This window comes from Runella rosea, from assembly GCF_003325355.1.
GTDB classification, from domain to species: domain Bacteria; phylum Bacteroidota; class Bacteroidia; order Cytophagales; family Spirosomataceae; genus Runella; species Runella rosea.
This window is the reverse complement of record NZ_CP030850.1, coordinates 2,543,729-2,570,674: the sequence shown is the minus strand read 5'-3', so window position 1 is coordinate 2,570,674 and position 26,946 is coordinate 2,543,729. Positions and strand designations below refer to the sequence as shown.

Annotated in this window: 24 protein-coding genes and 1 tRNA gene; 19 read left to right on the top strand and 6 right to left on the bottom strand. The window is 42.3% G+C overall.

Going from position 1 to position 26,946, the window contains the following annotated elements:
• Nucleotides 1-58 precede the first annotated feature (58 nt).
• The 6 genes from DR864_RS10900 to DR864_RS10875 all read right to left on the bottom strand — a co-directional run bounded on the left by DR864_RS10900 (nucleotide 59) and on the right by DR864_RS10875 (nucleotide 7,063).
• On the bottom strand, nucleotides 59-3,121 hold the full coding sequence (locus DR864_RS10900) for an efflux RND transporter permease subunit (RefSeq protein ID WP_114066998.1): 3,063 nt from the start codon (nucleotides 3,119-3,121) through the stop codon (nucleotides 59-61).
• Between the two features lie 15 nt (nucleotides 3,122-3,136).
• Nucleotides 3,137-4,180 (bottom strand): efflux RND transporter periplasmic adaptor subunit, encoded by a 1,044-nt coding sequence (locus DR864_RS10895; protein ID WP_114070238.1) that lies wholly within the window; start codon nucleotides 4,178-4,180, stop codon nucleotides 3,137-3,139.
• Nucleotides 4,181-4,227: 47 nt separating this feature from the next.
• Nucleotides 4,228-5,556: a TolC family protein gene (locus DR864_RS10890; RefSeq protein WP_229599560.1), complete on the bottom strand. Its 1,329-nt coding sequence runs from the start codon at nucleotides 5,554-5,556 to the stop codon at nucleotides 4,228-4,230.
• 64 nt (nucleotides 5,557-5,620) lie between these two features.
• Nucleotides 5,621-5,971, bottom strand: a complete 351-nt coding sequence (locus tag DR864_RS10885) for a DUF4260 domain-containing protein (protein ID WP_114066996.1) — start codon at nucleotides 5,969-5,971, stop codon at nucleotides 5,621-5,623.
• Between the two features lie 19 nt (nucleotides 5,972-5,990).
• A complete protein-coding gene (locus DR864_RS10880) occupies nucleotides 5,991-6,422 on the bottom strand; it encodes a DUF3995 domain-containing protein (RefSeq protein ID WP_162793718.1) in 432 nt (143 codons plus the stop codon).
• Between the two features lie 23 nt (nucleotides 6,423-6,445).
• Entirely contained in the window at nucleotides 6,446-7,063 is a 618-nt protein-coding gene (locus DR864_RS10875; RefSeq protein ID WP_114066994.1) for a TetR/AcrR family transcriptional regulator, read from the bottom strand.
• A 282-nt stretch (nucleotides 7,064-7,345) separates the two neighbouring features.
• On the opposite strand from DR864_RS10875, the gene DR864_RS10870 reads away from it, so the two are divergent.
• The 19 genes from DR864_RS10870 to DR864_RS10780 all read left to right on the top strand — a co-directional run bounded on the left by DR864_RS10870 (nucleotide 7,346) and on the right by DR864_RS10780 (nucleotide 26,919).
• Nucleotides 7,346-7,858 carry an HNH endonuclease gene (locus tag DR864_RS10870; RefSeq protein WP_114066993.1) on the top strand — a complete coding sequence of 171 codons (513 nt, stop codon included), beginning with the start codon at nucleotides 7,346-7,348 and terminating at the stop codon, nucleotides 7,856-7,858.
• 130 nt (nucleotides 7,859-7,988) lie between these two features.
• Nucleotides 7,989-9,806: a 30S ribosomal protein S1 gene (rpsA, locus tag DR864_RS10865; RefSeq protein ID WP_114066992.1), complete on the top strand. Its 1,818-nt coding sequence runs from the start codon at nucleotides 7,989-7,991 to the stop codon at nucleotides 9,804-9,806.
• 94 nt (nucleotides 9,807-9,900) lie between these two features.
• A tRNA-Cys gene (locus DR864_RS10860) sits at nucleotides 9,901-9,971 on the top strand.
• 269 nt (nucleotides 9,972-10,240) lie between these two features.
• Nucleotides 10,241-11,467, top strand: a complete 1,227-nt coding sequence (locus tag DR864_RS10855) for a c-type cytochrome (RefSeq protein ID WP_114070237.1) — start codon at nucleotides 10,241-10,243, stop codon at nucleotides 11,465-11,467.
• A 25-nt stretch (nucleotides 11,468-11,492) separates the two neighbouring features.
• Nucleotides 11,493-14,606 (top strand): TAT-variant-translocated molybdopterin oxidoreductase, encoded by a 3,114-nt coding sequence (locus tag DR864_RS10850; RefSeq protein WP_114066991.1) that lies wholly within the window; start codon nucleotides 11,493-11,495, stop codon nucleotides 14,604-14,606.
• Between the two features lie 93 nt (nucleotides 14,607-14,699).
• Nucleotides 14,700-16,127, top strand: coding sequence for an NrfD/PsrC family molybdoenzyme membrane anchor subunit (gene nrfD, locus DR864_RS10845; RefSeq protein ID WP_114066990.1), 1,428 nt, complete (start codon nucleotides 14,700-14,702; stop codon nucleotides 16,125-16,127).
• 72 nt (nucleotides 16,128-16,199) lie between these two features.
• Nucleotides 16,200-16,727 carry a DUF3341 domain-containing protein gene (locus DR864_RS10840; protein WP_114066989.1) on the top strand — a complete coding sequence of 176 codons (528 nt, stop codon included), beginning with the start codon at nucleotides 16,200-16,202 and terminating at the stop codon, nucleotides 16,725-16,727.
• Between the two features lie 15 nt (nucleotides 16,728-16,742).
• A complete protein-coding gene (locus DR864_RS10835; RefSeq protein ID WP_114066988.1) occupies nucleotides 16,743-17,333 on the top strand; it encodes a c-type cytochrome in 591 nt (196 codons plus the stop codon).
• Nucleotides 17,334-17,439: 106 nt separating this feature from the next.
• Nucleotides 17,440-18,744, top strand: a complete 1,305-nt coding sequence (locus DR864_RS10830; protein WP_114066987.1) for a quinol:cytochrome C oxidoreductase — start codon at nucleotides 17,440-17,442, stop codon at nucleotides 18,742-18,744.
• A gap of 30 nt (nucleotides 18,745-18,774) precedes the next feature.
• Nucleotides 18,775-19,896, top strand: coding sequence for a cytochrome c oxidase subunit II (locus DR864_RS10825; RefSeq protein ID WP_114066986.1), 1,122 nt, complete (start codon nucleotides 18,775-18,777; stop codon nucleotides 19,894-19,896).
• Nucleotides 19,897-19,928: 32 nt separating this feature from the next.
• Nucleotides 19,929-21,809 (top strand): cytochrome c oxidase subunit I, encoded by a 1,881-nt coding sequence (locus DR864_RS10820; RefSeq protein WP_114066985.1) that lies wholly within the window; start codon nucleotides 19,929-19,931, stop codon nucleotides 21,807-21,809.
• A complete protein-coding gene (locus DR864_RS10815) occupies nucleotides 21,742-22,809 on the top strand; it encodes a COX15/CtaA family protein (protein ID WP_310587567.1) in 1,068 nt (355 codons plus the stop codon). The genes DR864_RS10820 and DR864_RS10815 overlap by 68 nt, the downstream gene beginning before the upstream one ends.
• A gap of 1 nt (nucleotide 22,810) precedes the next feature.
• Entirely contained in the window at nucleotides 22,811-23,686 is an 876-nt protein-coding gene (gene cyoE / locus DR864_RS10810) for a heme o synthase (protein ID WP_114066983.1), read from the top strand.
• An 8-nt stretch (nucleotides 23,687-23,694) separates the two neighbouring features.
• Entirely contained in the window at nucleotides 23,695-24,279 is a 585-nt protein-coding gene (locus DR864_RS10805) for a cytochrome c oxidase subunit 3 (protein ID WP_114066982.1), read from the top strand.
• A 44-nt stretch (nucleotides 24,280-24,323) separates the two neighbouring features.
• Nucleotides 24,324-25,085 (top strand): cytochrome c oxidase subunit 3, encoded by a 762-nt coding sequence (locus DR864_RS10800; protein ID WP_114066981.1) that lies wholly within the window; start codon nucleotides 24,324-24,326, stop codon nucleotides 25,083-25,085.
• 85 nt (nucleotides 25,086-25,170) lie between these two features.
• Entirely contained in the window at nucleotides 25,171-25,491 is a 321-nt protein-coding gene (locus DR864_RS10795; RefSeq protein ID WP_114066980.1) for a cytochrome C oxidase subunit IV family protein, read from the top strand.
• 63 nt (nucleotides 25,492-25,554) lie between these two features.
• Nucleotides 25,555-26,079 carry a hypothetical protein gene (locus tag DR864_RS10790; RefSeq protein ID WP_114066979.1) on the top strand — a complete coding sequence of 175 codons (525 nt, stop codon included), beginning with the start codon at nucleotides 25,555-25,557 and terminating at the stop codon, nucleotides 26,077-26,079.
• Between the two features lie 7 nt (nucleotides 26,080-26,086).
• Nucleotides 26,087-26,629 carry a DUF420 domain-containing protein gene (locus tag DR864_RS10785; protein WP_114066978.1) on the top strand — a complete coding sequence of 181 codons (543 nt, stop codon included), beginning with the start codon at nucleotides 26,087-26,089 and terminating at the stop codon, nucleotides 26,627-26,629.
• A gap of 8 nt (nucleotides 26,630-26,637) precedes the next feature.
• Nucleotides 26,638-26,919, top strand: a complete 282-nt coding sequence (locus DR864_RS10780) for a CAMCR motif-containing small membrane protein (protein WP_114066977.1) — start codon at nucleotides 26,638-26,640, stop codon at nucleotides 26,917-26,919.
• Nucleotides 26,920-26,946: the final 27 nt, after the last annotated feature.

Sequence of the window (26,946 nt, the reverse complement as noted above, 5' to 3'; positions counted from 1 at the left end):
TAGAATAAAAAAAGCCCCGCCTGATGAATTGGAGCGGGGCTTTTTGTTTGAGATAGTTTTAACTTTCAACTTCCTGCTTTTTTACTTCCACTTTAGGTGGAATCAGACGGTACAATACAGGCGTAACGATACGCGAAAGTAAGGTTGAACTGATTAGCCCGCCAATCAGAACCCATGCCAACGGCGAATAAAGCGGGTTTCCTTCAATGGCCAAAGGAATCAGTCCCCCAATGGCTGTTAGTGAGGTGAGTACGATAGGGACAAATCGAATCTCGCCCGCTTCTTGAATGGCTTCAATCAATGGAACACCTTCTTCGCGGAGTTGATTGGTGAAATCAACGAGCAGAATGGAGTTTTTGACCTCAATTCCTATCAAGGCAATAAGCCCAATCACGGCCACAAACGAGAGCGGATAGCCCACAATCCACAGCATCGTAAAAGCCCCAATGATACCCAACGGAATGACCGAAAGCACAATCAAAGAGCTCTTAAAATTGCCAAATTCCAAGATTAGAACCCCAAGAAATCCGAAAGCGGTGATGAGAATGATGGTTCCTAAGCCGCCGAACGATTTTTGACGAGCTTCTAGTTCGCCAGCGGCTACGTAGCTAAAATCGTTGGGGAATTTATATTTATCCAGTTTGGTAATGATGTCTTTATACACATTATCTACCAAATAACCGCTTTTTACAAATGCCGAAATCGTGACAAAACGGTCGCGGTCGTAGTGTCGGATTTGATTGGTTGAAGTTTCAAACTGAATATCGGCCACTTGACGCAGTGGAACTGCCGCACCAGTTAAGGTGTTCACATACAGATTGTTCAAGATGGCAGGGGTGGTTGTTTTTCCTTTTGGAAGGGTAACGTTAATACCGTAATCATCGCCGCTTTCATCTTTGAAAGTTCCGATGTTTAACCCGGCAATCGCCAAACGAACGGTACGATTGATATCAGCGACCGAGATTCCCAACAGTCCCGCTTTTTCTTTATTGATCTTCACTCTCAAATCTGTGCGACGGGTGGTCAGGGGATTTTTTACGTAGATCGTGCCCGGTGTCTCTTTTAGGACTTTCTCTACATCGGCCGCCACACTGCGAAGCTTTTCCAAATCTTCACCCATGACCCGAATCGCTACGGGTGCTTCGGTGTTGGGGCCTTGCTCAAAATCCACTACTTCAACGTTGGCATTGGGCACGTAGCGTAGGCGGTCGCGCAGTTGGTCAATGATTTTTTCTTTTTCAGGTGGATGAATTTCATCTTGTAACTGTACAAATACCTCAGCGTAGTTGCTTGATTCTGAGCGTTCAATGACGTTGTAGTACATTCTTGGATTGCCACGCCCGACGCTGGTTGAGAAAAATTTCACTTCGTTAATGCGCTTCAATTCATTTTCTACGGTACGCGCCACGCGATTGGTTTCGGTTAGACTACTGCCTTCGGGCGTTTCCAACGTAATTCTGAACATGGGTTTCTCCGATTTTGGAAACAACCCGAATCCGATAATTTTGGGAATGTATAACGACATTCCGAACAATAATCCCGCAAATAAAAGCGTAGGAAGCGGATGACGTAATGCCCAATTGAGCAACTTGCTGTACGAACCTGAAATCACTTTTTTCAGCGCTCTCAGAAAGATATTCCCTTCGGGGTTATGGCTGTTTTCCAACAAACGACTGCTCAAAAAGGGAACAATCGTGAGCGAAACTACCATCGAAGCCAAAATGGTCATGGCAACGGCCATGGGCAGACTTCGGATAAAATCTCCCGACGCTTCGGGCAAAAACAACAGCGGCAAAAAGGCCAAAATCAGCGTAACAGTACAGCCAATTACGGCCAATGTGATTTGTTTAGTAGCTTTGACGGCGGCTTCGCGTTTTGAAAAACCATCGCGCATCCAGCGCTCAATGTTTTCGACGACCACAATGGAGTCGTCTACCAATATCCCCAACGCCACAATCAACCCCACCACGCTCAATTGATTGATGCTGTAGCCTAGATAATCGACGGCGGTGAGACCGATGGCCAAGGAAAGCGGAATCGAAATCATGACGACCACTGCCGCCCGTAGTCCAAGGGGTAGAAGCGTAAGCGCCACGAGCAGAATGGCAATACCGAAGTCTTTGGCAAAGCGCCCCAAACGACGGTCTACACTTACGGATTGGTCGAAATATTTGACCATTTTGATGTGCTTGGGCATCGTTTTCTCAAATTCGGTCAAACTTGCATTAAGTACTTTTCCCGTTTCCGTAATATTTTTGCCTGTTTTTTGGGCTGCAGCTACCAAGACCGCACGTCGGCCGTTGAGGCGGGTAAAATTGGTTTCTTCTTCGTAATTGAAATCAACATCGGCAATGTCTCTTAAGTAGATGATTTTCTGACCGTTTGTGGACACAATGGTGTTGCGCATTTGTTCCAACGACTCATAATCGCCGCTGGTCTTGACGTTGAATCGTCGGGCACCTTCCTGCACGCTGCCCGCAGGAATGTTGAGGTTTTCGGCCTGCAATGCCCCCAATACCCGATTGATGGCGATACCTTCCTGCGCCATTTTCTCAACATTGAGTGAGACACGCACGTTTTCTTTGGGAAAACCATAGTCTTTTACGCTGCGCAGGTCTTTGATTTTCTCCAATGTCTTCCGTAGTTTTTCGGAATAATCGGCCATTTCTTTGTACGAAGCTACCTCAGAAACCAAGGCTACCTGAACGATATTGACCAAGCCAGGGTCGAATTGGAAGTAACGAATATCAAAAATATCAGTAGGTAAAATGCTACGCATGGAATTTACTTCGCGGGCGATTTCCTGCTTTTTTTCATCATTATCGACTGCATATTCGTATTCCAACATAAATACGGCGAGCCCGTCGTCGATGGTGGTACGGATATTTTTAACGTCTTTGAGCTCATTAAGGCGTTTTTCAACGGGGTCAACGACCAATTCCTCCATGTCTTTGGGGTCGGTACCGGGATAAATCACCGTAATCACAAACGTAGGAGCCTCAAACGTAGGGTCTTCGGCGCGGGGCATATTGAAGAGTGAATTGAGGCCAAGCGCCACCACTCCCACAAACATCACCAGCATAAACTGCCAGTTTTTGACGGAAAATTCTGAAAGATTCATCGGTGTAGGTGTGGTCTATTTGATAATTACGTTGGAAGATTCGGTCAGAAAAGCACTTCCTGAGGTGACTACCTCGGTGATGCCTTCCAAGCCATTGGTCACCAGTACTTTATCGCCATCTACAAACCCGATTCGGATGGGCAGACGTTTCACTTTCTTGCGCGATTCATCCAATACGTACACAAAAGCGTCCTGTCCGTTGCCCTCAATAATGGCCTCAATGGGTACCATAATATAATTCCGATTCTGAACGGGCTTAAGCTCTACTTTGGCAAAAAGCCCGGACGCAAATCGTTGGCCATTGGGGTTAATACGGACCTCAATTTCGTAAAGTTTGTTCATGGGGTCGGCGGCAGGAGCTAATTTTGTAACGGTACCCGTAAACGTTTCGGATGGATAGGCATCCAACGAAACATTTGCTTTGTCGCCTACTTTCAAGCGTGCCCAGTCTTTGTCAGAAACTCCCACGCGCACCACCCAGTCGCTTTGACGATTGGAGGTAATGTAAAAAATAGGGGTTCCTGGTCCAGTTAATTCGCCTTCATTGGCCATTTTTTTGATAACGGCTCCGTCAATCGGGGAAGTGATTTGCGCATAAGAGCGGTTAAACTGCGCGATTTGCAGGCTTTGTTTTGCAACATCAAAGCCCGTGGTAGCATTTTGCATTTGTTCCAGCGTAGCGGCAGTATCTTTGAGCATATTCTCTACACGCTTAAAATCGCGCTCGGCTTTTTCAACGCCGAATTTCGCCTGACTCACCTGCGCGTCGATTTCGGTCATGTTTAGCGAAGCCAGTACTTGCCCCTTGCGGACTTTTTGTCCTTCTTCCACAAAGATTTTTTGAATGATGCCCCCGATTTTAAACGATAGTTTGGCTTCTTCCGACGAAGCGACCAAGCCCGAGGCGGTAATGGATTCGGAGCGAACGGTTTGCGCTACTTTTTCAAGTTTAACAGGAACGACCGTTTCGTCGCCCATGGCGTTGTCGGCTTTTTTTTCTTCCTGTTTTCCGCAGGCTGCAAGCAGAAAAAGGGTGATGATGAATGAGTATTGTTTCATGATTGTATGCGTTATAAAATCATTTTTATTTGAGAAGATGGGTTCCATTAGTGGGCGGTCACTTTATTCAATAAAGATTGTTTGATTAACACATCAAAACGCGCGAGCGACTGTTGCAACTGAGCCGTTACGACTTCGTTTTGGGCTTTAATCCATTCAATGTAAAGCACATTGTTGTTTCGGTATCGACTGTCAATGACGCTGAAATATTGCGTTGCTTTGTTGACGCCGTCCTGAACCAATTTTAGATTTTCTCGGGTGGCCTGAAGTTCCAAAAATGCCTGAGTAACTTGCAGTTCAATCTGTTTTTCTACTTCTAGCTTTTTGGTTTTTAGCAATTCGGTCTGGATTTTGGCTCCTTGAATTTTCGATTTGCGTTCATATCCTTTAAACAAGTCCCAAGTCAATCCGAGTTGCGCCACTCCGTATGCCTGTTGATTGAATGTATAGCCAAATCCCTGAAAACCCGTATTGCCACCAATAAACACCGATGGACGTTTGGCGGCTTTTTCGTGAAGGGTAATGGCGGTTTTAGACGCTAAAATGGATTGGTCGAGTTGATTGAGTTCCTGACGGTTTTGCAGGGCTGTTTCACTCAGTTTATCTAACGATTCATAGGCCGCTGCGGGAATCAGGTTTGTTGAGTCAATCAAAACCCCTGCGCTCAATTCTCTGTTTAATAGAAAGTTAAAGTAAGCCTTCGCCGTTTCACGGTTTTTGGTTGCTACCGCCAGCTGTTGATTTAGTTTACTGATTTCGTATTCAGCCCCAATGACGGCGTCTTTGGTTAGTACGTTATTGTTGACCAATTTCTGATTCAGGCGTACCAGTTCATTGAGCGTTTTTTGTGCATTCCCAAAAATCTTAATGGCTTCTGATGCCTGTAAATATTGATAATATGCACCCTCAATCGTGTACCTAAGTTCATTTTCGTACACTTTCTTTTTGGCTTCCTGCGCGGTCAGTAGCGTTTTCTGTATCAGGTAGTTGTACTGAACTTCAGGATTGTAAATTGAATACTGAACGGTGATTTTTGTGTCGTGAAAGTTGTTGGGAGCCAACAATTCGTCAACGTTATCAATTTGTGGAAATACACTTGTTTGTGTTAGCTTATTGAGCGTACTGTATACTGGATTGAGTAAATCGCCGACGGGAAACTGCAACCGGCGTCCACCAGCAGCCAACGAATAGGTAGGCGCAAAAGTGACGCGAGGGTAGAACAAAGCTTTTGCCTGTTGAATATTTTCGAGCACTTTTTGAATTTCCAGATTCTCCTGTTTCAGGGCGAGGTTATTTTTTAATCCTTCCTGAACATATTCCTCCAAAATAGCCGAATGCTGGGCTTGTATGCCGATGCTCATCAGGAGCAAAAACATAGTGAAGTATATCCTTATCATATCTTATAAAATGAACAGTGTTTAGTAAAAGGGTAAAAAAAGGTTATTTTCCAATCCATCCTAAATGCGTATGCTTGAAGGAGTCAGTGTATTTGAGACCATAACCAAAAATACGATCCATGGCAGAATGCGCGAATAAGATAATTCCAGCTAACATCAATATTGAAGAAGTTAAAGCGAATCCAACCAAAGCGACGCCGATACCCAGGGCTTTGTGGTGCACGAAGTTATAGAGATAAGCCCCGATTCGGGTGTTGATTAAGTAGCCAATCATGCTTAGGTCAGGGAGTAACAAAAGGGCGGGAAACCACCACCAGGCATATTCTAGGCGGCTGAACAAAAACACCGCGAGCACAAATTCGCCGATGTCTTCAAAAGTGAGGAGTGTTTTCATGGCTGTTTACAGAGTGATTTTAATAATAATTGATAACGAGAATGATAAAGCTGATGAGTAGGCATAAAGGAGAATAGTAACGAGTATCCATTTGCCCAAATTCGGTCTGTTTTATTTTTTTGAAAAAACCAACGTAGTTGAATTCTCCAATGGCGCGGAGGAAAAAAATAATTGCAATGCCGATTGAAATATATGTAATGGCGCTATCAGACAGCAACGAGCTATTTATAAACCCCGCTTTCACTGCAAGAATCCACGCAAAGCAGAGAAGACCTATTCCGACGGCCATTGTTGACAAAGGTCCTGGCGTGAACAAAGGTTTTTGTTGGCTACCGCTTGAGGTCGGAATGGCTAATTTACTCCAGCGACGCCCGCCAAACGCCCAATAAAAGTGAATGGAGGCGATGAATGCAAAAATCAAAATATCAATGAGTGCAAGAATGGGTTTCATTGAATTAAACATTTAGCAATCGGTTACAAAGACGTTTTAATCATTTTGATAAACAATTGAAAAGACTCTTGAATACGTTCTAATTGCTGGTCATCTTTAAACATACTCATTCGATTTTTGAGATAAATCGTGACCAGCCCGTGCATATAAGCCCAGATAGTCATGGCCATTATTTCAATATTGGTTTCTTTAAAATAACCCGCCTTTACGCAATCTTCGATGACCAATTTTAGGAGGCCAAACGATTTTAAGCCATCTTCCCAAATTTCGTCTCTACAAGCGAGCGTCTCCATAGGCGCTTGCATGATGAACATCAAATCGTAGAGTTCGGGATTCTCGATAGCATATTTGATGTATTGGTGCCCCATCTCAATCAACCTTTCAAAAGGGTCGCTTATATGCGTCACGGTAATTAATTGCTGCATCATTTTTAAGAATGCTTCTTCGTGCAATGCAAACAGCAATTCATTTTTGTCTTTGTAGTAGAGATAAATCGTGCCTGGGCTGTATTCGATAGCATCGGCAATGTTACGAATGCTCGTTTTTTCGTAGCCTTGTTCCAAAAATAATTTTCGGGCTGCCTCCAAAATCAGACGCCGCATGTCTTCCTTTTCCCGTTCTTTTCTTTCCTGAATGCCCATGGTTCAATACAAAATACTTAACTTAATATAAACGATGCAAATATAATGAACACTGTTCAGCGCGCAAGAGTCTAATTAAAAAAAATGTTAAACGGCTAAAAAAAAGGATAAAAAGAATCGAGACGGTAGGAGTCAAAATGGAGATAATATTTTGACAAAGAGTGAATTATATGTAAGAGAAAGGGTAAATAAAGATTTTTTAATACAACAAAACTTAAACCAGACAGTTTATTACGATAAATATTGTAACTTTCGAAAACCTAAAAAACCCTTTGTAACGGTATGGGTAGGAAAGTCTTAATCCTTAACCAAGATTACTCCGCGTTGAGCATTTGCTCCGTTCCGAAAGCCTTCTTGCTTGTCTATCTCAACAAGGCTGAACTAGTTGCGGAATCTTCAAACTATTTTTTGCACACCGTCAGTACGGAATTTCCTATGCCGACGGTCATTCGCCTCCATCGCTATATCCACTTGCCATACAAAGGCGTAATGATGACGCGACAAAATATCTTCAAACGTGATGGTCATCAGTGTGTTTACTGCGGTTTGCATGGGGAATTGACATTGGACCATGTTCTGCCAAAATCGCGCGGTGGGCGTACCAGTTGGGACAATCTGGTTACGGCCTGCAAGCGTTGCAATGCACGCAAAGGCGATTACACCCCAGAAGAAGCGTCAATGCCTATGCGTCATCGTCCCTTCAAACCTTCTTTCATCATGTTTTTACGGGATTATTCTGGCGCTACCGATGATTCGTGGATGCCTTTTCTTTCAAAAAGAGAAAAGGTCTCGTAAAAAAAATTGCTTTTTCCGGTGGGATTTTCTACTTTTGCACTCCGTTTGCAAAGGCAATCGTTTGTTTCACCAAATTTCAGCCATTTTGCCCATTGGCTGATGTACGAGAGGGCAATTTCAAAACTACATTATGAGTAAAGCTCAATTAACTGATTTTGACTGGGACAGAGCCGACAACAGAGGCTTTGGTAGTGGTTATTCCGCTTCTGAAAAAGCCCAGTTGGAGCAACTTATCAACGGTACAATCTCTCCCGTTGCCGAAAAAGAGGTAGTAAAAGGAATCGTGGTCGGTATGAATGACCGCGAAGTGATTTTGAACATTGGTTCAAAATCAGACGGTATCGTACCGCGTTCAGAATTCCGTGATTTGACGGACCTGAAAATCGGCGACGAAATTGAAGTATACATTGAAAATCAGGAAGACCCTAACGGACAGTTAGTGCTTTCTCGCAAAAAAGCGAGAGTTATTACTGCTTGGGATAATATTCAAAAATCATTTGATCATGACTTGGTGATTGACGGTTTCGTAAAACGTCGTACCAAAGGTGGTCTTATTGTTGATATTTACAGCATCGAAGCGTTCTTGCCAGGTTCACAAATTGACGTTAAGCCAATTCGTGACTTCGACATCTTCGTTGGCAAGAAAATGGAAGTGAAAGTGGTGAAAATCAATCACGCCAACAACAACGTGGTTGTTTCACACAAAGTATTGATCGAGAAAGACCTCGAAGCACAACGTCAGCAGATTCTTACCAACTTGGAGCGTGGCCAGGTACTCGAAGGAGTAATCAAAAACATGACCAAGTTTGGGGTATTTATCGACCTTGGTGGCGTAGATGGTTTGTTGCACATTACCGACATTTCATGGGGACGTATCAATGATCCTTCAGATTTGTTGCACCTTGACCAAAAAATCAACGTTGTAGTTCTTGACTTCGACGAAGATAAGAAGCGTATTTCATTGGGCATGAAGCAATTGCAGGCTCATCCTTGGGAAGCTCTTTCTCAAGAAATCGAAATCGGTTCACGTGTGAAAGGTAAAGTTGTAAACGTAGCAGATTACGGCGCATTCCTTGAAATCATGCCAGGTGTTGAAGGTTTGATTCACGTTTCAGAAATGTCATGGTCTCAGCACTTGCGTAACCCGCAAGACTTCCTGAAGATTGGTGATGAAGTAGAAGCGGTGGTATTGACCCTTGACCGCAATGAGCGCAAAATGTCACTTGGCTTAAAGCAACTTACCGCTGATCCTTGGACTCGTCAAGAAATTATTGAGAAATATGCAGTAGGCACCGTTCATAAAGGCGTTGTTCGTAACTTGACTAACTTCGGTCTCTTCCTTGAACTCGAAGAAGGTATCGATGGTCTGGTTCACGTATCTGACCTTTCTTGGACCAAGAAAATCAAACACCCAAGTGACTTTATCAAAGTAGGTGAAGAACTTGAAGTAATGGTTCTTGAATTGGATGCTGACAACCGCCGTTTATCTTTGAGCCACAAACACCTCGAAGAAAATCCTTGGGATACTTTTGAGTCGGTATTTGCGGTAGGTTCGGTACATAAATGTACAATCGTTGCTAAAGGAGATAAAGTAGCAACGCTCGAATTACCTTATGGTATCGAAGGAGTATGTATCCTTAAAAACTTGGCGAAAGAAGACGGAACCGTCGGAGAAATCGGAGAATCTCTTGATTTCAAAGTAGCTGAATTCTTGAAAGACGAAAAACGTATTGTGCTTTCACATACAAAAACTTGGCAGGAAAAAGAGGAGCCTAAGGTTGAAGAAAAACCAAAAGCTCCTAAAGTTGAAAAACCAAAAGACGCTGAAAAAGCTACTCTAGGTGATTTGGAAGCACTTTCTGCTTTGAAAGAACAAATGGAAGAAGGTGAGAAAAAGAAAAAAGCGGCGGCTACTAAAAAAGTAGCAAAAGAAGCGTCTGCTGAGTAATTTTTCAATCCCTGACTTGCTAAATTGTTAGTTTGTTATGATATTTACGGCTGTAAAAAGTCATAGCAGACTAACAATTTAAAAAACAATAAAAGGTCCTGTGGCCGAGTGGCTAGGCAGAGCTCTGCAAAAGCTCGTACAGCGGTTCGAATCCGCTCGGGACCTCGAAAGTAAAGTGCCTTTTCTCAAAAAAGTACCATTTAGCCATGAACAACTAAACTAGGCTGAATGGTACTTTTTGTTTTTAATTTGCTCGATTTTGAATAAAAATAACCCTTGTGGCTATACTTATGGGTAATTTCTAAATTTAATTAGAAAGAATCTAAATAATAGAATTATTGCAAATTAAGAATAGAAATGCTTTGGCACGTATAAATTCGTGCATTACTTTTGTACGGTTAAGAAGTATCATGTTTTTGTTAATTCATACACAAATGGAAATTAGTTTATTCTTAAAAAGAATGCGCAGTGTCACCCAAGCGTTACTGATTGCTTTAATGGCTACGCTCAGCCAACAAGCAACGGCACAGGATGGCGATGCCGCAAGCGGTGAAACGCTTTTCAATAATAACTGTAAGGCTTGTCACTCCGCACAAGATGAAGTAGTGGTAGGCCCAGGTTTAAAAGGTATTCAACAACGCCGCGATTTGGCTTGGCTCGTTAAGTGGATCAAGAATCCAAACGGAGTAATCCAGAGTGGTGATGAATACGCAGTAGCTTTGTACAACAAATTTAACAAAGCTCAAATGACTGCTTTCCCAGCTTTCGGTGAGAAAGAAGTGAAAGACATTTTGGCGTATGTAGAAAAAGCAAATACAGCAGCGGCTCCAGTTGCAGCTGCCGGTACTGCCGCTGCGGGCGCTCCCGCAGGTGAGTCTGCCCCTTCTGATTTGTTTACTTACATTTTAGTGGCTTTGTTGATTGTGATGCTGTTGGTGCTTGGTGTATTGATGGCAATCGTATCAATTCTATCTAAAGCCGTGTCTGGCGAAGCTACTGCCTCAGCAGGAACGTCTTTCTCTGATAGACTTCGTGATGGGTTGGTGGGTTTGAGCAAAAACTCAGCTATTCGCAGCGCTACCGTATGGTTTTTTATCCTTATGGTGACCAAAGCAACCGTCGATGGAATGTATGGAGTAGGTATTCAACAGGGATATGCTCCCAAACAACCAATTGCATTCTCGCATAAACTTCACGCAGGCCAGTACAAAATCGATTGTAACTATTGCCATACGGGTGTTAACCGTGGTAAGTCGGCTACAATTCCTTCGGCCAACATTTGTATGAACTGCCACGGCGTGATTAAAAAAGAATCACCCGAAATTCAGAAAATCTACACGGCAATTGAAAAAAATCAGCCAATTGAGTGGGTTCGTATTCACAACCTGCCTGATTTGGCTTACTTTAACCACGCACAACACGTAAATGTAGGTGGGGTGCAGTGCCAACAGTGTCACGGCGAAATTCAAACCATGGAAGTAGTTGAACAACGTTCTTCACTTACAATGGGATGGTGTATTGACTGCCACCGTAAAACGGAAGTAAATACCAAAGACAACGCTTACTACGACAAATTGGTGGAATTACACAAAACCAATAGCAAGGAGCCGTTGAAAGTAGCCGATATCGGTGGTTTGGAATGTTCAAAGTGTCACTATTAATCACGTTTCTTATTCATTAATATATATGGAAAACCAAACGAAGAGGTATTGGAAAGGTCTGGAAGAACTTCGGAATGACGAGACTTTTGTAAAAAATGCCCATAACGAATTTGGTAGCTTTGAGGCTAATGATTCTACCCAGTACAAAAGCATCGTTGACGGAATCGGTTCAGATCGTCGTGATTTTCTGAAAGTATTAGGGTTTGGCCTTGCTGCAGTATCATTAGCGGCTTGTGACGCTCCCGTCAAAAAATCAATCCCTTACCTTAACAAACCAACCGATACGTTCCCGTCAATCGCTGATTGGTATGCTTCAACGTATGCTGAAGGGGGAGATTATGCAAGTGTTTTAGTAAAGACGCGTGAAGGTCGTCCCATCAAAATTGAAGGTAATAAGCAATCAAGCGTAAGTAAGGGAGGCGTAAGTGCTCGTGCACACGCTTCTTTGTTGGCTTTATACGATGCTGAAAAATTAAAAGGCCCTAAAAAAGGAGAGGCCGACGCAGACTGGGACACGGTAGATAAAGAAATATCGACTCAGTTGGCTTCAATAGCAGCAAAAGGCGGTCAAATTCGAATCGTTTCTTCTACTATTTTAAGCCCTTCTACCAAAGCTGTCATTGCAGACTTTACCGCAAAATACCCTACTACCCAGCACATTACTTATGATGCTAACTCGGTAGCTGGTTTGGTAAAAGCCAATGGTGATTCGTTTGGTAAAGCAATCGTTCCTTCGTACGATTTCAGCAAAGCAAAAGTAATCGTAGGTCTTAGCTGTGACTTCTTAGGAAGTTGGATTGCTCCACATGAATATTCTGTTCAATACGTAGCAGGACGCAAGTTGAATAGTGGAAAAGGTGGCAAAAAAGATATGTCCCGTCACTATCAGTTCGAAACCACTATGTCTTTGACTGGTGCCAATGCTGATTACCGCGCTGCCGTGAAACCCTCACAGGAAGGCTTGGTTGCATTGGCGCTTTACAATAAATTAAGCGGTAAAGGCGGAACCTCTCTAGGAGCTGATGTAGATAAAGTTCTTGATAAAGCCGTAGCCGATTTGAAAGCTGCCCAAGGAGCTGCTTTGGTTGTTTCGGGCTCAAATGATCCTAACGTACAGGTAGTTGTAAATGCTATCAACAGTGCTTTAGGTGCTTACGGCACAAGCATTGACTTAGGAACGCCCGTTTATTATCGTCAAGGAAATGATGTAGCTATGAACGGCTTTATTGATAACGCAAAGGCGGGATCAATCGGGGCGGTTATTCTTTATGGTTGCAATCCAGTATATGACCATCCTCGCGGAGCTGAATTGAAAGATGCACTTTCAAAAGTAGAGCTATCCGTTTCTTTTGCTGACCGTGCTGACGAATCTTCATCTCTTTGCAAATACATTACGCCAGCACCTCACTATTTAGAGTCGTGGGGTGATGCCGAGCCCAAAGCAGGCTTTTATAGCTTACAACAACCTGCTATTTCACTCATTTATAAGACACGCCAAGCGCAGTCAAGTCTGTTGAAATGGTCAGGGGCAAATCCTGATTTTTACACCTATCTTCGCAATTACTGGAAAGCCAATATCCTTGGTGGAGAGAATTTTGAAGGCACTTGGACGAAGGCCTTGCATGACGGTGTTGTAGAAAAAGGTGCCTCCGCTGCCGCCGCTAGTGTAGGAGCAGTTGCTGGATTGGATGCTGCTATCGCAGCTGTTACTGGTTCATACAAAGCTTCTGCAACGGGACTTGAAGTGGTTCTGTACGAAAAAGTAGGGATGGGAACAGGGGCCTTAGCTAACAACCCATGGTTGCAAGAATTCCCTGAACCAGTAACAAAAGCATGTTGGGACAACTACGCTAGTGTTTCTCAGAAAACGGCAAAAGAACTTGGTCTTTCACAAGACGATGTTGTCAAAATAGAAGTAAAAGGTAAATCTGTTGAATTGCCAGTATTAATTCAACCTGGTCAAGCCAATGGAACTGTATCCATTGCTATTGGTTACGGTCGTGAAAAGGCAGGTAAATCAGGTAATGGAGTAGGGGTAAATATGTATCCTTTTATCCAAAACAAAGCAGGTTTTTCTAATTTTAGTGTAGGTGAAGCAACGCTGACCAAAACTGGCGATTCGCACAAAATTGCTCAAACCCAAACGCACGAAACTGTAATGGGCCGTAGGGCAGTAATGCAGGAAGCACGTTTGGCCGAGTACCAAAAAGATTCGAAAGCAGGCCGTTATTTCCCACACGTATCTACTTCAGAAGGTATAAAGTCGCCAACCGAAATAACGCTTTGGGATGGATATCAAAAGCCTAACCACTCATGGGGTATGGCTATTGACCTCAACTCTTGTACAGGTTGCGGTGCTTGCGTAATTAGTTGCCAGGCTGAAAACAACGTTTCTGTTGTAGGACGTCAAGAGGTAATTAATCGTCGCGAAATGCACTGGATTCGCATTGACCGTTATTATTCATCAGATGCGGATGTAATGGACAAGAGCTTGAGCGGCTCGAAAGCATTGGAAATTGCTTCCGATAATCCTGAAGTTGTGTTCCAACCTTTGATGTGTCAGCATTGCGGTAATGCACCTTGTGAGACGGTTTGTCCAGTATTGGCAACAACCCACAGCACAGAAGGTCTTAACCAAATGGCTTATAACCGTTGCGTAGGAACTCGTTATTGTGCAAACAACTGCCCATATAAAGTTCGTCGTTTCAACTGGTTTAAGTATTTTGACAACGATAACTTCGATTTCCATTACAACAACGACCTCGGCAAAATGGTCATTAACCCTGACGTAACCGTTCGTTCACGTGGAGTAATTGAAAAATGCTCAATGTGCGTACAGCGGATTCAAGAAGGTAAGTTAAATGCCAAGAAAGAGCGTCGTCGTCCTGTTGATGGTGAGATTGTTACTGCCTGTGCGCAGTCTTGTCCAACAGAAGCCATTGTTTTTGGGGATATGAATGATCCTGCGAGCAAACTTTCGAAATTGTTGGCTGAAGAGAAAGAAGGACGTGCTTTCCAAATGTTGGAAGAAATCAACGTAAAACCACAGATTTCTTACTTAACAAAAATCCGTAACAAGGACGTAGATGCAGCAAAAGCAGCTGCTACGGAAGCACATGCCGAACACGGAGGCCACTAGGATAAGAGGGTTAATTGTTAGGGTAGAAATCCAAAACAATTAACCTCTACATAAAGATTATTAGATAACAATTAACAATTAACTTTCAAAAATATGCACGTTACTTCACCCGTAAGAACCCCTCTCGTAACCGGCGGTAAGACCTACGCCGATGTGACAGAGGATATCTGCAAGCAGGTGGAAGGCAAGCCAACCAAAGAGTGGAAAGTCGCTTTTGTAATTTCATTGGCGGTTTTAGCATACGGTACAGTTTGCTTATTCTGGACCTGGTGGGAAGGTTTGGGCGTTTGGGGCCTAAACAAAACGGTCGGCTGGGCGTGGGACATTACCAACTTCGTATGGTGGGTTGGGATTGGTCACGCGGGTACGTTGATTTCCGCCATTTTGTTACTATTCCGTCAGAAATGGAGAACCTCAATCAACCGTGCTGCAGAAGCGATGACTATCTTTGCCGTTCTTTGTGCCGCCTCATTTATCCTTATGCACATGGGGCGTCCTTGGTTGGCTTATTGGGCGTTACCACTTCCTAATACCTTTGGTTCTCTGTGGGTTAACTTTAACTCACCGCTTGTTTGGGACGTATTTGCCATCTCGACATACTTCTCTGTTTCCTGTTTATTCTGGTACGTAGGTTTGGTTCCTGACTTGGCTACCATTCGTGACCGTGCTCAAAACAAGGTTTCAAAATATATCTACGGAGTTCTTTCTTTGGGTTGGAACGGGTCCGCGCGTACGTGGTCACGTTATGAATACATCAGCTTGATTTTGGCTGGTTTGTCAACTCCTTTGGTACTTTCGGTTCACACCATCGTATCTATGGACTTTGCAACATCGGTTATCCCTGGCTGGCACACAACGATCTTCCCTCCTTACTTTGTGGCGGGGGCAATCTTCTCGGGTTTTGCAATGGTACAAAATTTGATGCTTGTAACCCGGGTTGTGTATAAATTGGAAGATTACATTACGTTTGAACACATTGAGTCAATGAATAAAATCATTACATTGACAGGTTCTATCGTAGGTGTAGCGTACTTGACTGAGTTTTTTATTGCTTGGTATTCAGGAGTTGAATATGAAAGCTATGCCTTCTACAACCGTATGGCGGGACCTTACTGGTGGGCCTACTGGGCAATGATGACCTGTAACGTAATTTCTCCTCAGCTTTTTTGGAGCCGTAAAATTCGTCGCAGTGTTAAATGGACGTTTTTCATATCAGTTATCGTAAACATTGGTATGTGGTTTGAGCGTTTCGTAATTATCGTAACCTCACTGCACCGTGATTATGTTCCTTCAAGCTGGGCAATGTTCTCGCCAACGATGTTTGATATTGGTGACTACATCTTCTCTTTCGGTTTTTTCTTCACTTGTTTCTTCTTATTCTCTAAATACTTACCAGTTATTAACATGGCTGAAGTAAAAGGAGTTATTAAGTCGACTTCTGAAAAATTGCCATTGAAAGTTTCGGGTGTATCAAAAGCGGAACGTTTGGCTTCACCTGCTTATAAAAAGGACGCAGAATAGTAATGATACAGGCTATTCTGCTTTCATAAGAAATAGCCAAAAACCAGTATCCGGAATCTAACTGATAAAATAATGGCTGAAATAAATAAGAAATTTTTAGTAGGGGTATACGACGATGAGGATATTGCCCTTGCTGCAGTGAACAAGATTAAAAGCGCAGGCGTAAAAATCTATGAGGTTTACTCCCCTTTTGCAATACACGGAATGGATACGGCAATTGGCCATCCACGTTCTCGCATTGGTATTGCCGCTTTTTGTTTTGGGGTAGTAGGTTTTCTTTGTGCCCTGACACTCACTACCTGGACAATGGGGATTGACTGGCCAATGGTAATTGGGGGAAAAGATCCACTTTCTTATCCCAACTATGTACCGGCAATGTTTGAGTTGACTGTATTATTTACTGCTTTTGGGATGACATTTACCTTTTTCATCTCCAATGGTCTAGGACCAACCGTAAAACCGCTTTTGTTTGACCCACGTTGTACTGACAACAAGTTTATAATGGCAATCGACCTGAGCAAAAATAAACTTTCGGAAACCGAGATCGAAAGCCTGATCAAAGCTTCGGGAGCAGAAGAAGTGAGTGTTAAACAGTTGTAATGTATTGATACACAAATGAAAAGAATTCATACACTAATAGTAGGGGCTTTTTTTGCAGCAGCAACCATGACTTCCTGTCAGCGTAGTCATGATGATACGGGCTGGGAATTTGCACCTAACATGTACAATTCGGTTGGGTATGAGCCTTATACTCAAATCGAAAAGAATCCAATCAATGCGGATGGTAAAAACATGCGCGAGCCCGTTGCTGGCACCGTTTCCCGTCGTAATTACCAAACAAAATTTGACAGCGCAAGCGTTGATTTAATGGTTTACAACATTGGGAAAGATGATTTAGCTACTGCCGAAGCCGTTTTGAAAAATCCGGTCCCCAACAACGAAAAAACGTTGGCCGAAGGTAAAGTTTTGTACTTACGTTATTGCCAGCATTGCCATGGTGAAGCAGGCGACGGCGCTGGCCCTGTAGCTGATATGTACAAAGGCGTTCCAAATTACAAAGCAGATGCTTACCTCAATATGAACGATGGGCATATTTTTCACGTGATTACACACGGCAAAGGCCGGATGTGGCCACACGGCTCTCAAGTTACTCCTGAAGAGCGTTGGAAAATAGTTCACTATGTTCATAAATTACAAAAGGGGTAGTCCTCCTAATACGTTAGTTGTTAATTGTTATTCTGAATTAAGATAAACGTTAGCAGTTAACAATTAATAATAACAAATAAAACCGATAACGAATAACAATTTTATAATGGGCGCACATCATCACGAAGTTGTTTCGGTAGAAGAGCAATTTGAGTTTACCGCCGAGTCGAAACGCAATCTCCTTATTGGAATGGGTGTAGGTATTGCACTTGTTCTACTTGGCTCATACCTGTTGTCACAGGGAGGAGGACATGATGCTCACGCTGCCGCTGGACATGGAGCAGAGCATGACCACGGAGCTCACGGCTACCACTGGACGCAACGCATCATTGCTAACCTATGGCTTAATAGTGTTTATTTTGCAGGTATTTCAATTATCGGAATGTTTTTCATTTCCTATAATTACTTAGCTCAAGCAGGCTGGTCGGCCGTTTTCAAAAGAATCCCTGAGGCTATGCCAGCTTTTTTGCCAATACCAGCTATTATTATGATTGTCTTGGCTGTGTTTTTTGGCGATAAAATTTATCACTGGATGCACGAAGGAATCATGGATCCCGCCAGTGCAAATTATGATGCCATCATTGCAGGTAAGCAAGGTTTTTTGAATAAGCCTTTTTACATTATTCGCTTGCTGCTTTATTTTGGACTATGGTACGTACTGTGGCGTATCGTACGTAATCTATCTCTTCGTGAAGATGAAATCGGTGGACTTGACGGTTACGAAAAATCAATCAAATACGGTACCGCATTCTTGGTCGTTTTTGCTGTAACTTCTTCAACTTCTGCGTGGGACTTTGTGATGTCGATTGATACTCACTGGTTTTCTACCATGTTTGGATGGTATACCTTGGCAAGTTGGCACGTAGCAGGTTTAGCTACTATGACCTTGACGATTGTTACATTGAAAGAAAGAGGCTATCTGAAGGCCGTAAACGAGAGTCACTTGCATGATTTGGGTAAATTCTGTTTTGCATTCAGTATCTTTTGGACGTATGTTTGGTTTGCCCAATTCTTATTGATTTACTACGCAAACTTACCTGAAGAAGCAATTTATTATCGTGAGCGCTTTAGCGGCTATGGTGGTATCTATAAAGCACCATTTTTTATCAACATTTTGTTAAACTTTGTGGCCCCTTTCCTAGTTTTAATGACAAGAGATTCGAAGCGTACCTCTGTTATTTTAAAACTGGCTTGCTGGTCGATTTTGGTAGGTCACTACTTTGACTTCTACACCAACATCATGCCGGGTACAGTAGGTGCAAACGGTGGTTTTGGCGCGGTTGAGTTTGGTTTTGTTTTGTTGTTTGCCTGTGCCTTTATTTGGTCGGTATCGAGCCAACTGACAAAAGCAAATTTGATTCCACGCAATCACCCAATGTTAGAAGAGTCTTTGCACCACGATATTGCGTAACGAATTTAAATTACAACCTATCTTAATACAATGGTATATTTAGTTGGTTTATTATTGCTTGTGCTGCTTGGGATAGCAATCGCTATCGCAGCCAAATTGCAGAAAGTAATGGGTAGTGTTCAATCAAACACTGAGGCGGATGCTCCCGTTCCGAACAATAAAATAAACGGAGCAATGTGGATTTTTTTCCTAATTGCAGGGACTGTAGGTGCGGTATGGTCATACTTGTCGGCCAGAAACTACTTTTTGCCCGAAGCTTCATCACCACACGGTCGTGAGACTGACAGCCAGTTTTGGTTGGATATGTCTTTATTGACCATTGCGTTCTTTATTGTCAATTTCCTGCTTTTCTTCTTTGCGTGGAAATACCAATACAAGAAAGGATATAAAGCTACTTTCTATCCTGAAAACCACAAGCTCGAGTTGATTTGGACCGCTATTCCGGCCGTAATCATGGCTGTATTGGTTTTCTTAGGATTCCGCTCATGGACCCAAATCATGTCTGATGCACCTGCAGATGCGCAAGTCATTGAAATCATGGGTAAACAGTTCGGTTGGATTGTACGATATCCAGGTATTCAAGATAACAAACTTGGAAATTATAATTTCAAGCTTATTGATGATAATAATAATAATCCAAGTGGAATAGATTATTCAGACGAAGCTTCGTTTGATGACTTTATCAACGTAAGTGAGATGCATGTCGAAGTAGGCAAACCAGTGTCTCTTAAAATTCGCGCCCGTGATGTTTTGCACAGCGTATTTATCCCTCACATGCGGGTAAAAATGGATGCGGTTCCTGGGATGCCAACTAAATTCTGGTTTACACCTGATAAGTCTACCGAGCAAATGCGTGCAGAACTAGGTAATCCTAATTTTGATTATGAGATTGCTTGTACAGAAGTGTGCGGACGTGGTCACTTTGCCATGCGTTTACGTCTGATTGTTGAAGACAAAGCATCGGTAGATGCGTGGAAACAACAACAGAAACCTGTTTTGTCGACTATTTTAGAAAACGACCCAAAGTTCATCTCTAAAATACCTGAGAAATTACGTGCGAAAGCAATGGATTACGCTCCTTATGTGGAAGAGACCGACAGCACAACTGCTGCTACAGGTTCGGCCGCTGCGGCAACTTCTTCTTTGCGTTAATTGAAAATTTACAACTTTAAACTCTCATAAAAATGTCAGTAGTAGAGGCCAATTTGGAACACGATGTTCACGCCCATGATGAGCATGAACATCATGAAGAATTAAACTTCTGGCGCAAGTATATCTTCTCAGAAGACCACAAAGTAATTGCCAAACAATACATGATTACCGGTATTTTTTGGGCAATTATCGGAGCGGCAATGTCGGTTGTTTTTCGTATTCAATTAGGTTTTCCTGGGGCGGATATCAGCTGGATGAAACCTTTCCTGGGGAAATGGATAACCGAGACTGGTGCATTAGATCCTAACTTTTACCTTGCTTTGGTGACAATGCACGGTACCATCATGGTATTTTTTGTACTGACAGCTGGTTTGAGCGGTACATTCAGTAACTTCTTGATTCCCTTGCAGGTAGGTGCACGCGACATGGCGTCTGGTTTCTTAAACATGTTATCGTTTTGGTTCTTTTTTGCATCAAGCGTATTAATGTTTGTATCCATCTTTTTGGAAACAGGACCTGCTGCAGGTGGATGGGTAGTATATCCTCCTTTGAGCGCCTTGCCCCAAGCACACATGGGTTCAGAAATGGGTATGACGCTGTGGTTGCTCAGTATGGCAATCTTCATTATGTCATCTCTTTTGGGTAGCCTAAACTATGTAACAACTATCATTAACCTCCGTACCCGTGGTATGACGTTCACGCGTCTTCCGTTGACGATTTGGGCGTTTATGATTACGGCTATTTTGGGGATTATCTCATTCCCAGTATTGTTGTCGGCTGCATTGCTTTTGATTTTTGACCGCCATTTTGGCACAAGTTTTTATCTCTCAGAAATCTATATCAACGGCGAAGCCTTACCAAACGTTGGTGGTAGCCCTATTTTGTTCCAACACTTGTTTTGGTTCTTAGGTCACCCAGAAGTATATATCGTATTGCTTCCTGCATTGGGGATTACTTCAGAAATTATTGCAACCAATTCACGTAAGCCAATTTTCGGTTATCGTGCCATGATTGCCTCCTTAATGGCTATTGCGTTCCTTGCCTTTATCGTGTGGGCTCACCATATGTTTGTGACTGGAATGAACCCATTCTTAGGTTCTATCTTTATGTTCCTGACACTTATCATTGCCGTTCCTTCGGCGGTAAAAGCGTTTAACTATATCACGACGCTGTGGCGCGGTAATATTGTGTTTACGCCAGGGATGCTTTTCTCTATTGGTTTGGTGTCATTGTTTGTATCAGGTGGATTGACTGGGATTATCTTGGGTAACTCTGCGTTGGATATTCAGTTGCATGATACTTATTTTGTAGTGGCTCACTTCCACATTGTAATGGGAGCTGCTTCGGCCTTTGGATTCTTTGCTGGTATTTATCACTGGTATCCAAAGATGTTTGGCCGAATGATGAACAATACACTCGGACAACTCCACTTCTGGTTGACATTTGCGGGAGTATATCTGGTATTCTTCCCAATGCACTACATTGGTATTGCTGGTTTCCCACGTCGCTATTATCAATTTACCAGCTTTGATTTTGGTAAGTCATTTACCGACCTTAACATGTTTGTGAGTATCGCTGCCATCTTCACGTTCTTTGCGCAGTTTATATTCCTTTGGAACTTCTTCTACAGCATGTTTAAGGGTAAAGTGGCTCCGATGAACCCATGGAAGTCAACAACTCTTGAATGGACTACACCAGTGAATGTAGGACACGGTAACTGGGTAGGTGAGATTCCTGCGGTGTATCGTTGGCCTTATGATTATAGCAAACCAGGTTCAGACGTAGATTTTATTCCGCAAAACGTACCTCATTCTCAAACACCGGAATCTAACTTCCCCCACGAGAATGCTTACATTGCCCAGGAAAAAGAAATTGAGGCTCAAAATTACAATGACCAATTCCAGGCTCATTGATCAAAATAACAACAATCGCCTATTTCGGAGGCTGGCACTTATAACCGTTGTCGTTGTATATTTATTAATACTTATCGGCGGAATTGTTAGAAGTACTGGCTCTGGGATGGGGTGTCCCGATTGGCCAAAATGTTTTGGAAGTTGGGTTCCTCCTACAGAGGTATCCCAACTTCCTCCAAATTATCAGGAGATTTACGGTGCTAAACTCAAAGGCGAAGTAGAATTCAACCCTACGAAGACTTGGATAGAGTATCTTAATCGTTTGTTTGGGGCTTTTACGGGAGTCCTGATTTTTGGAACACTTCTCGCTTCTATTCCCTTCTTTAAAAAAGACCGCCCAATTTTTTATATGAGTTTAGCAGCATTCTTGCTGACAGGCTTTCAAGGGTGGTTAGGTTCTAAAGTAGTTTCAGCCGAACTATCGCCATTCATCGTTACGTTGCACATGCTTTTGGCAATTGTCATAGTATTTGTATTGTTGTATGTTATGGCAAGGTCTTATGTAGGGAAAGTAGAAGTCGAAAAGGTGGTTAATAAGCCACTAATTAATAAGTGGTTGAAGTGGACGATTGGACTGTCATTGCTTCAGGTGTTGATTGGAACTCAAGTGAGGGAAGCGATGGATGATGTAATGGTGAATCTTGGTAATGAAGGACGTAATAAGTGGGTAGAGAACCTAGGGGTTTCGTTTTACATCCATAGGTCTTATTCGATTGTTATACTATTCCTCCACATTGGTTTGGTTTATCTATTATCTAAGTACATACAAACCAAAGGGGTTGTTTCTAAGTTGTCTAATGCCCTTCTGGCAATAATTATTGTTGAGATTGTAACAGGGATTATTTTGGCTTATTTGAGTGTGCCCGCTGTTGCACAGCCAATTCACCTAACATTGGCAACCGTTGCCGTTGGAATGCAGTTTGTGGTGTGGCTATTGCTCAATGCTGAAAGTGTGTTTACTCACAAAACGGCTTTAAAAGCCGAAAACATGAACGTTTGAAATGTCAATAACCTTAGATATACTCCTTTTTAAACTACGTGCTTACTTGGAACTTATGAAGTTGCGGTTGGCGTGGTTGGTTGCTTTTTCGGGCGCTTTTGGATACAGTTTAGGTATCGACAAAGTGGAATGGTTACCGCTGTCCATTTTTTTGTTTGCTGCGTTTTGTATCACAGGGGCGGCCAATATCATCAATCAGATTATTGAGATAGATTTAGATAAATTGATGAAACGTACGCAGAACCGTCCGCTTCCGAGTGGGCGTGTGAGTGTACAGGAAGCCGTTTGGTTGGCAATCATACTATTTGTGGTATCGACAATTCTCTTTTTTGTTGAGTTCAATCTACGTGCTTGCGCATTGGCGGTACTGTCCACGATTCTCTATGGTTTTGTTTACACACCCTTAAAGAAAGTTGGTCCGATTGCTGTATTTGTTGGTGCAATACCAGGCGCATTTCCACCCATGATTGGCTGGGTGGCGGCAACCAATCAATTTGGCTTGGAGCCAGGTATCCTTTTTGCCATTCAATTTATTTGGCAGTTTCCTCATTTTTGGGCAATTGCGTGGGTTTTAGATGAAGATTACAAAAAAGCGGGTTTTCGTTTGTTGCCGTCTAAAGGGGGCAAAGATCTAAGTACGGCGATTCAAATAATGATTTATACATTGTTCTTATTGCCAGTAGGATGGTTGCCCTACGAATTGGGAATGACAGGAATCAATTCTGCTTTGGTGGCAATGTTGTTTGGCGTATTATTTCTGGCTCAAACATTCCACTTGATGCGAAAGTGTTCAGATAAGACGGCTTTACAATTAATGTTTGGCTCATTTATTTATTTGCCAATAGTACAAATAGCTTATCTATTGGATAAAATTTAATTCAGAACATGGCTGAGGTAGAAAAAATAAGAATCGAGGAAGCACCTGAAACGTTGGCGATGGACCCCAAGAAATTTATACTTTGGGGCTTTATCGTTACCATTATCATGTTGTTTGCTTCCCAAACCAGCGCGTACTTGGTTCGACGAGCCGAAGGAAACTGGGTAGAGTTTCAAATTCCGCAAATCTTCTGGTACAGTACTGTTGTGCTTGTTGTCAGTAGTGTGGCAATGCACTGGGCGTACATAGCTGCAAAAAAAGATAATTTCAATACACTCAAAATAGCAATTTCTATTACTTTTGTGCTCGGAATGGCATTTTTGGTGATGCAGTTTCTGGGCTGGAAAGATTTGGTCGCGCAAAACGTATACTTTGTAGGTAATCCATCAGGCTCGTTCTTTTACGTGTTTACTTTGTTACACGGTATTCACTTAATCACTGGTCTTTTGGTTCTTTGTGTTACGTTCATTTCAGCAATGAGATTAAAAGTACACGCCAAAAACCTCCGTCGAATAGAAATTTGCACCACATATTGGCATTTTCTTGACATTCTGTGGATTTATTTATTTGTTTTCCTTTTGTATTTTCGTTAGAAAAAGAGTCTTAATTAAAACTTGCAATATTTAATAGAATAACGATGGCTGCTACTGCACAACCGAATGTTAAAAATGTATGGCTGGGGGGAGTTGAACCCATGAAAGCCAGCTACGGGAAGTTGATGATGTGGTTCTTTTTAGTTTCGGACACATTTACTTTTTCGGCTTTGCTGGTTTCTTATGGTTTGGTTCGCTATAGTTACCCTGCCTACGCAGGTAAAGTTGTTGATTTTGTTTCATCGCCCACCTACTGGCCGATTCCAGAAAAGGTTTTTGATGCACTACCCTTTTTGCATGGCTTACATGCACCGCTTGTGTTTGTGGGTATAATGACCTTTATCTTGATTTTTAGTTCGGTAACAATGGTATTGGCGGTAGAAGCAGGCCATCGTAATGACAGAGCTACCGTAGAAAAATATATGCTTTGGACACTGTTAGGTGGTGCTACTTTTTTAGGTTGTCAAGCATGGGAGTGGACCCACTTTATCCACGGAACAGAAGGTGGAACGGTTATTAAAGAACTTGTTGACGGTTCATGGGTTTCCAAAACTGTTTTTGGCGCAAATCTTACCGTAAATCAATACGGGCCTCCAGCGTTTGCTGACTTCTTTTTCTTCATCACAGGTTTCCACGGAACCCACGTATTTTCAGGTGTTGTACTAAACTTCTTGGTTTTCTACCGCACTGCTACGGGTACGTATGAGCGCAGAGGCCATTATGAAATGGTTGAGAAAGTAGGTTTGTACTGGCACTTTGTGGATTTGGTTTGGGTATTTGTATTTACATTCTTTTACCTCGTATAATTCAGCACTGTTAAATACAAAGCATTAAACGTATGAGTTGTTTTAATGCAAACCTTCCTAACGTTTAACTTAAAATTAAAAAAATATGGCACACGTACACGAACACGAAGTTGATGAAAACGCCGGTGCAGAGCAAAGAAAAGCAATTTGGCGTACTTTTTGGATTCTTTTAATCCTTACTGCAGTTGAGTTTTTAATCGCTTTTACGCTTGAAGCAGGGTCACTCAAAACGGCAATATTCGTTGGAATGACCATTGTGAAAGCTTTTTATATCGTGGGTGAATTTATGCACCTAAAGCATGAAGTAAAATCACTCATTTGGGCAATCCTAATCCCTTGTATTTTTGTTGTTTGGTTGTTGATTGCCTTGATGCGTGAGGGAGGCTCCATTTTCGACTTACGTTAATTTTTTAAGTGAGTTGAATGGTATCTTACCCACTCAATTCTGAGTAAAAGAGTATTTTATACTATGAAAAGATACCTGAAAGCCGGCTTGCTAACCCTAGTGTTGGTGTTGCCGGCTTTAATTGTTTTATTTTTACACGGTTTTGCCGAAAACCACTTTACATTGCCCTACCTTCAACCTCTGGTTGACTCAACTGGAAAGGTCGTAATGAATGGGCAGGATACTGTTTTTTACCAAGTTCCAACAGCCGTAGAAAAGAATATTAAAGTTGTGGCGTTTTTTGGTGAAAACCCGTCCAATCAGCTAATTCAACAGTTTTCAAGGGTTGAAAAATTAGCTTCCGACGACGTAAAAGTAGAGGCCCTAAAAGGTGAAAATGTTGAAAAAGACGCAACGGATATTTATAAAGTCAAGCCATTAACAAAAGCAAAGTCTGCTGAAAACATTCTCTATAACGAACAGTTTATATTGATAGACAAAGAAGGATATATCAGGGGTGTTTATGACGGTACTGATCCCGAAGACGTAGATCGTTTGTTGGCAGAACTCAAAATCCTCATTGATATTTACAATAAAGGCAAAGATTAACCCGATAATGGCAACACTTGCATTACCCAAAGACAAAAAATTTAATAAAGTAATAAACATTATAGCGGTGGCTATTCCGTTGGTTGTGGCTATTTTGCTCAATCCCCGCATTCCTAAAGTTGAGCTTGGAGAGTGGAGTAAAGTATTGCCTCACGTCAATGGTCTCATTAATACCTTAACCTCGCTTACATTATTGGCGGGATATTACTTTATTAAAAAAAAGAACATTGCAGCTCACCGCTTAATGATGACAGTTTCTTTCAGCTTAGGCGCTTTGTTTTTGGTCAGTTATGTCTTGTATCATCTTTCCAACGAATCTACTCCGTTTGGGGGAGAGGGGCTGATAAGACCTATTTATTATTTTCTGTTAATAACGCACATAACGTTGTCAATTGGTGTTGTTTGGTTTGTGTTGCGAGCCATTTATTTTGCGTTGAGCAATCAGATTGACCTTCACAAAAAAGCAGTGAAATGGGCGTTCCCAATTTGGCTGTACGTAAGTGTTACTGGAGTAATTGTCTATTTAATGATTAGTCCTTACTATAATTGAAGATAAGTATGAAAAAGTTAATAAGTTTGTTAGTGATTTTTTTGTTGGCACTTGTTTTCTCTGAAAGTGCAATGGCACAGTGTGCGATGTGCAAAGGAGCCGTTGAAACCAATATGAGCACTGGAAGAAATGTAATCGGAAATGGTATCAACGCTGGTATTGCGTATTTATTTGTGTTTCCATACCTTACCGTTGGCGTCATTGCCTATTTGTGGTATCGCAGTAGCAAGAAAGCCTTGGCAGAGCGTGTGGCGCTTCAACAGCGGTTGCGCAGTGTAATAAACGGCTAAAAAGCGTTCTTGTTTATGCATAGTTTT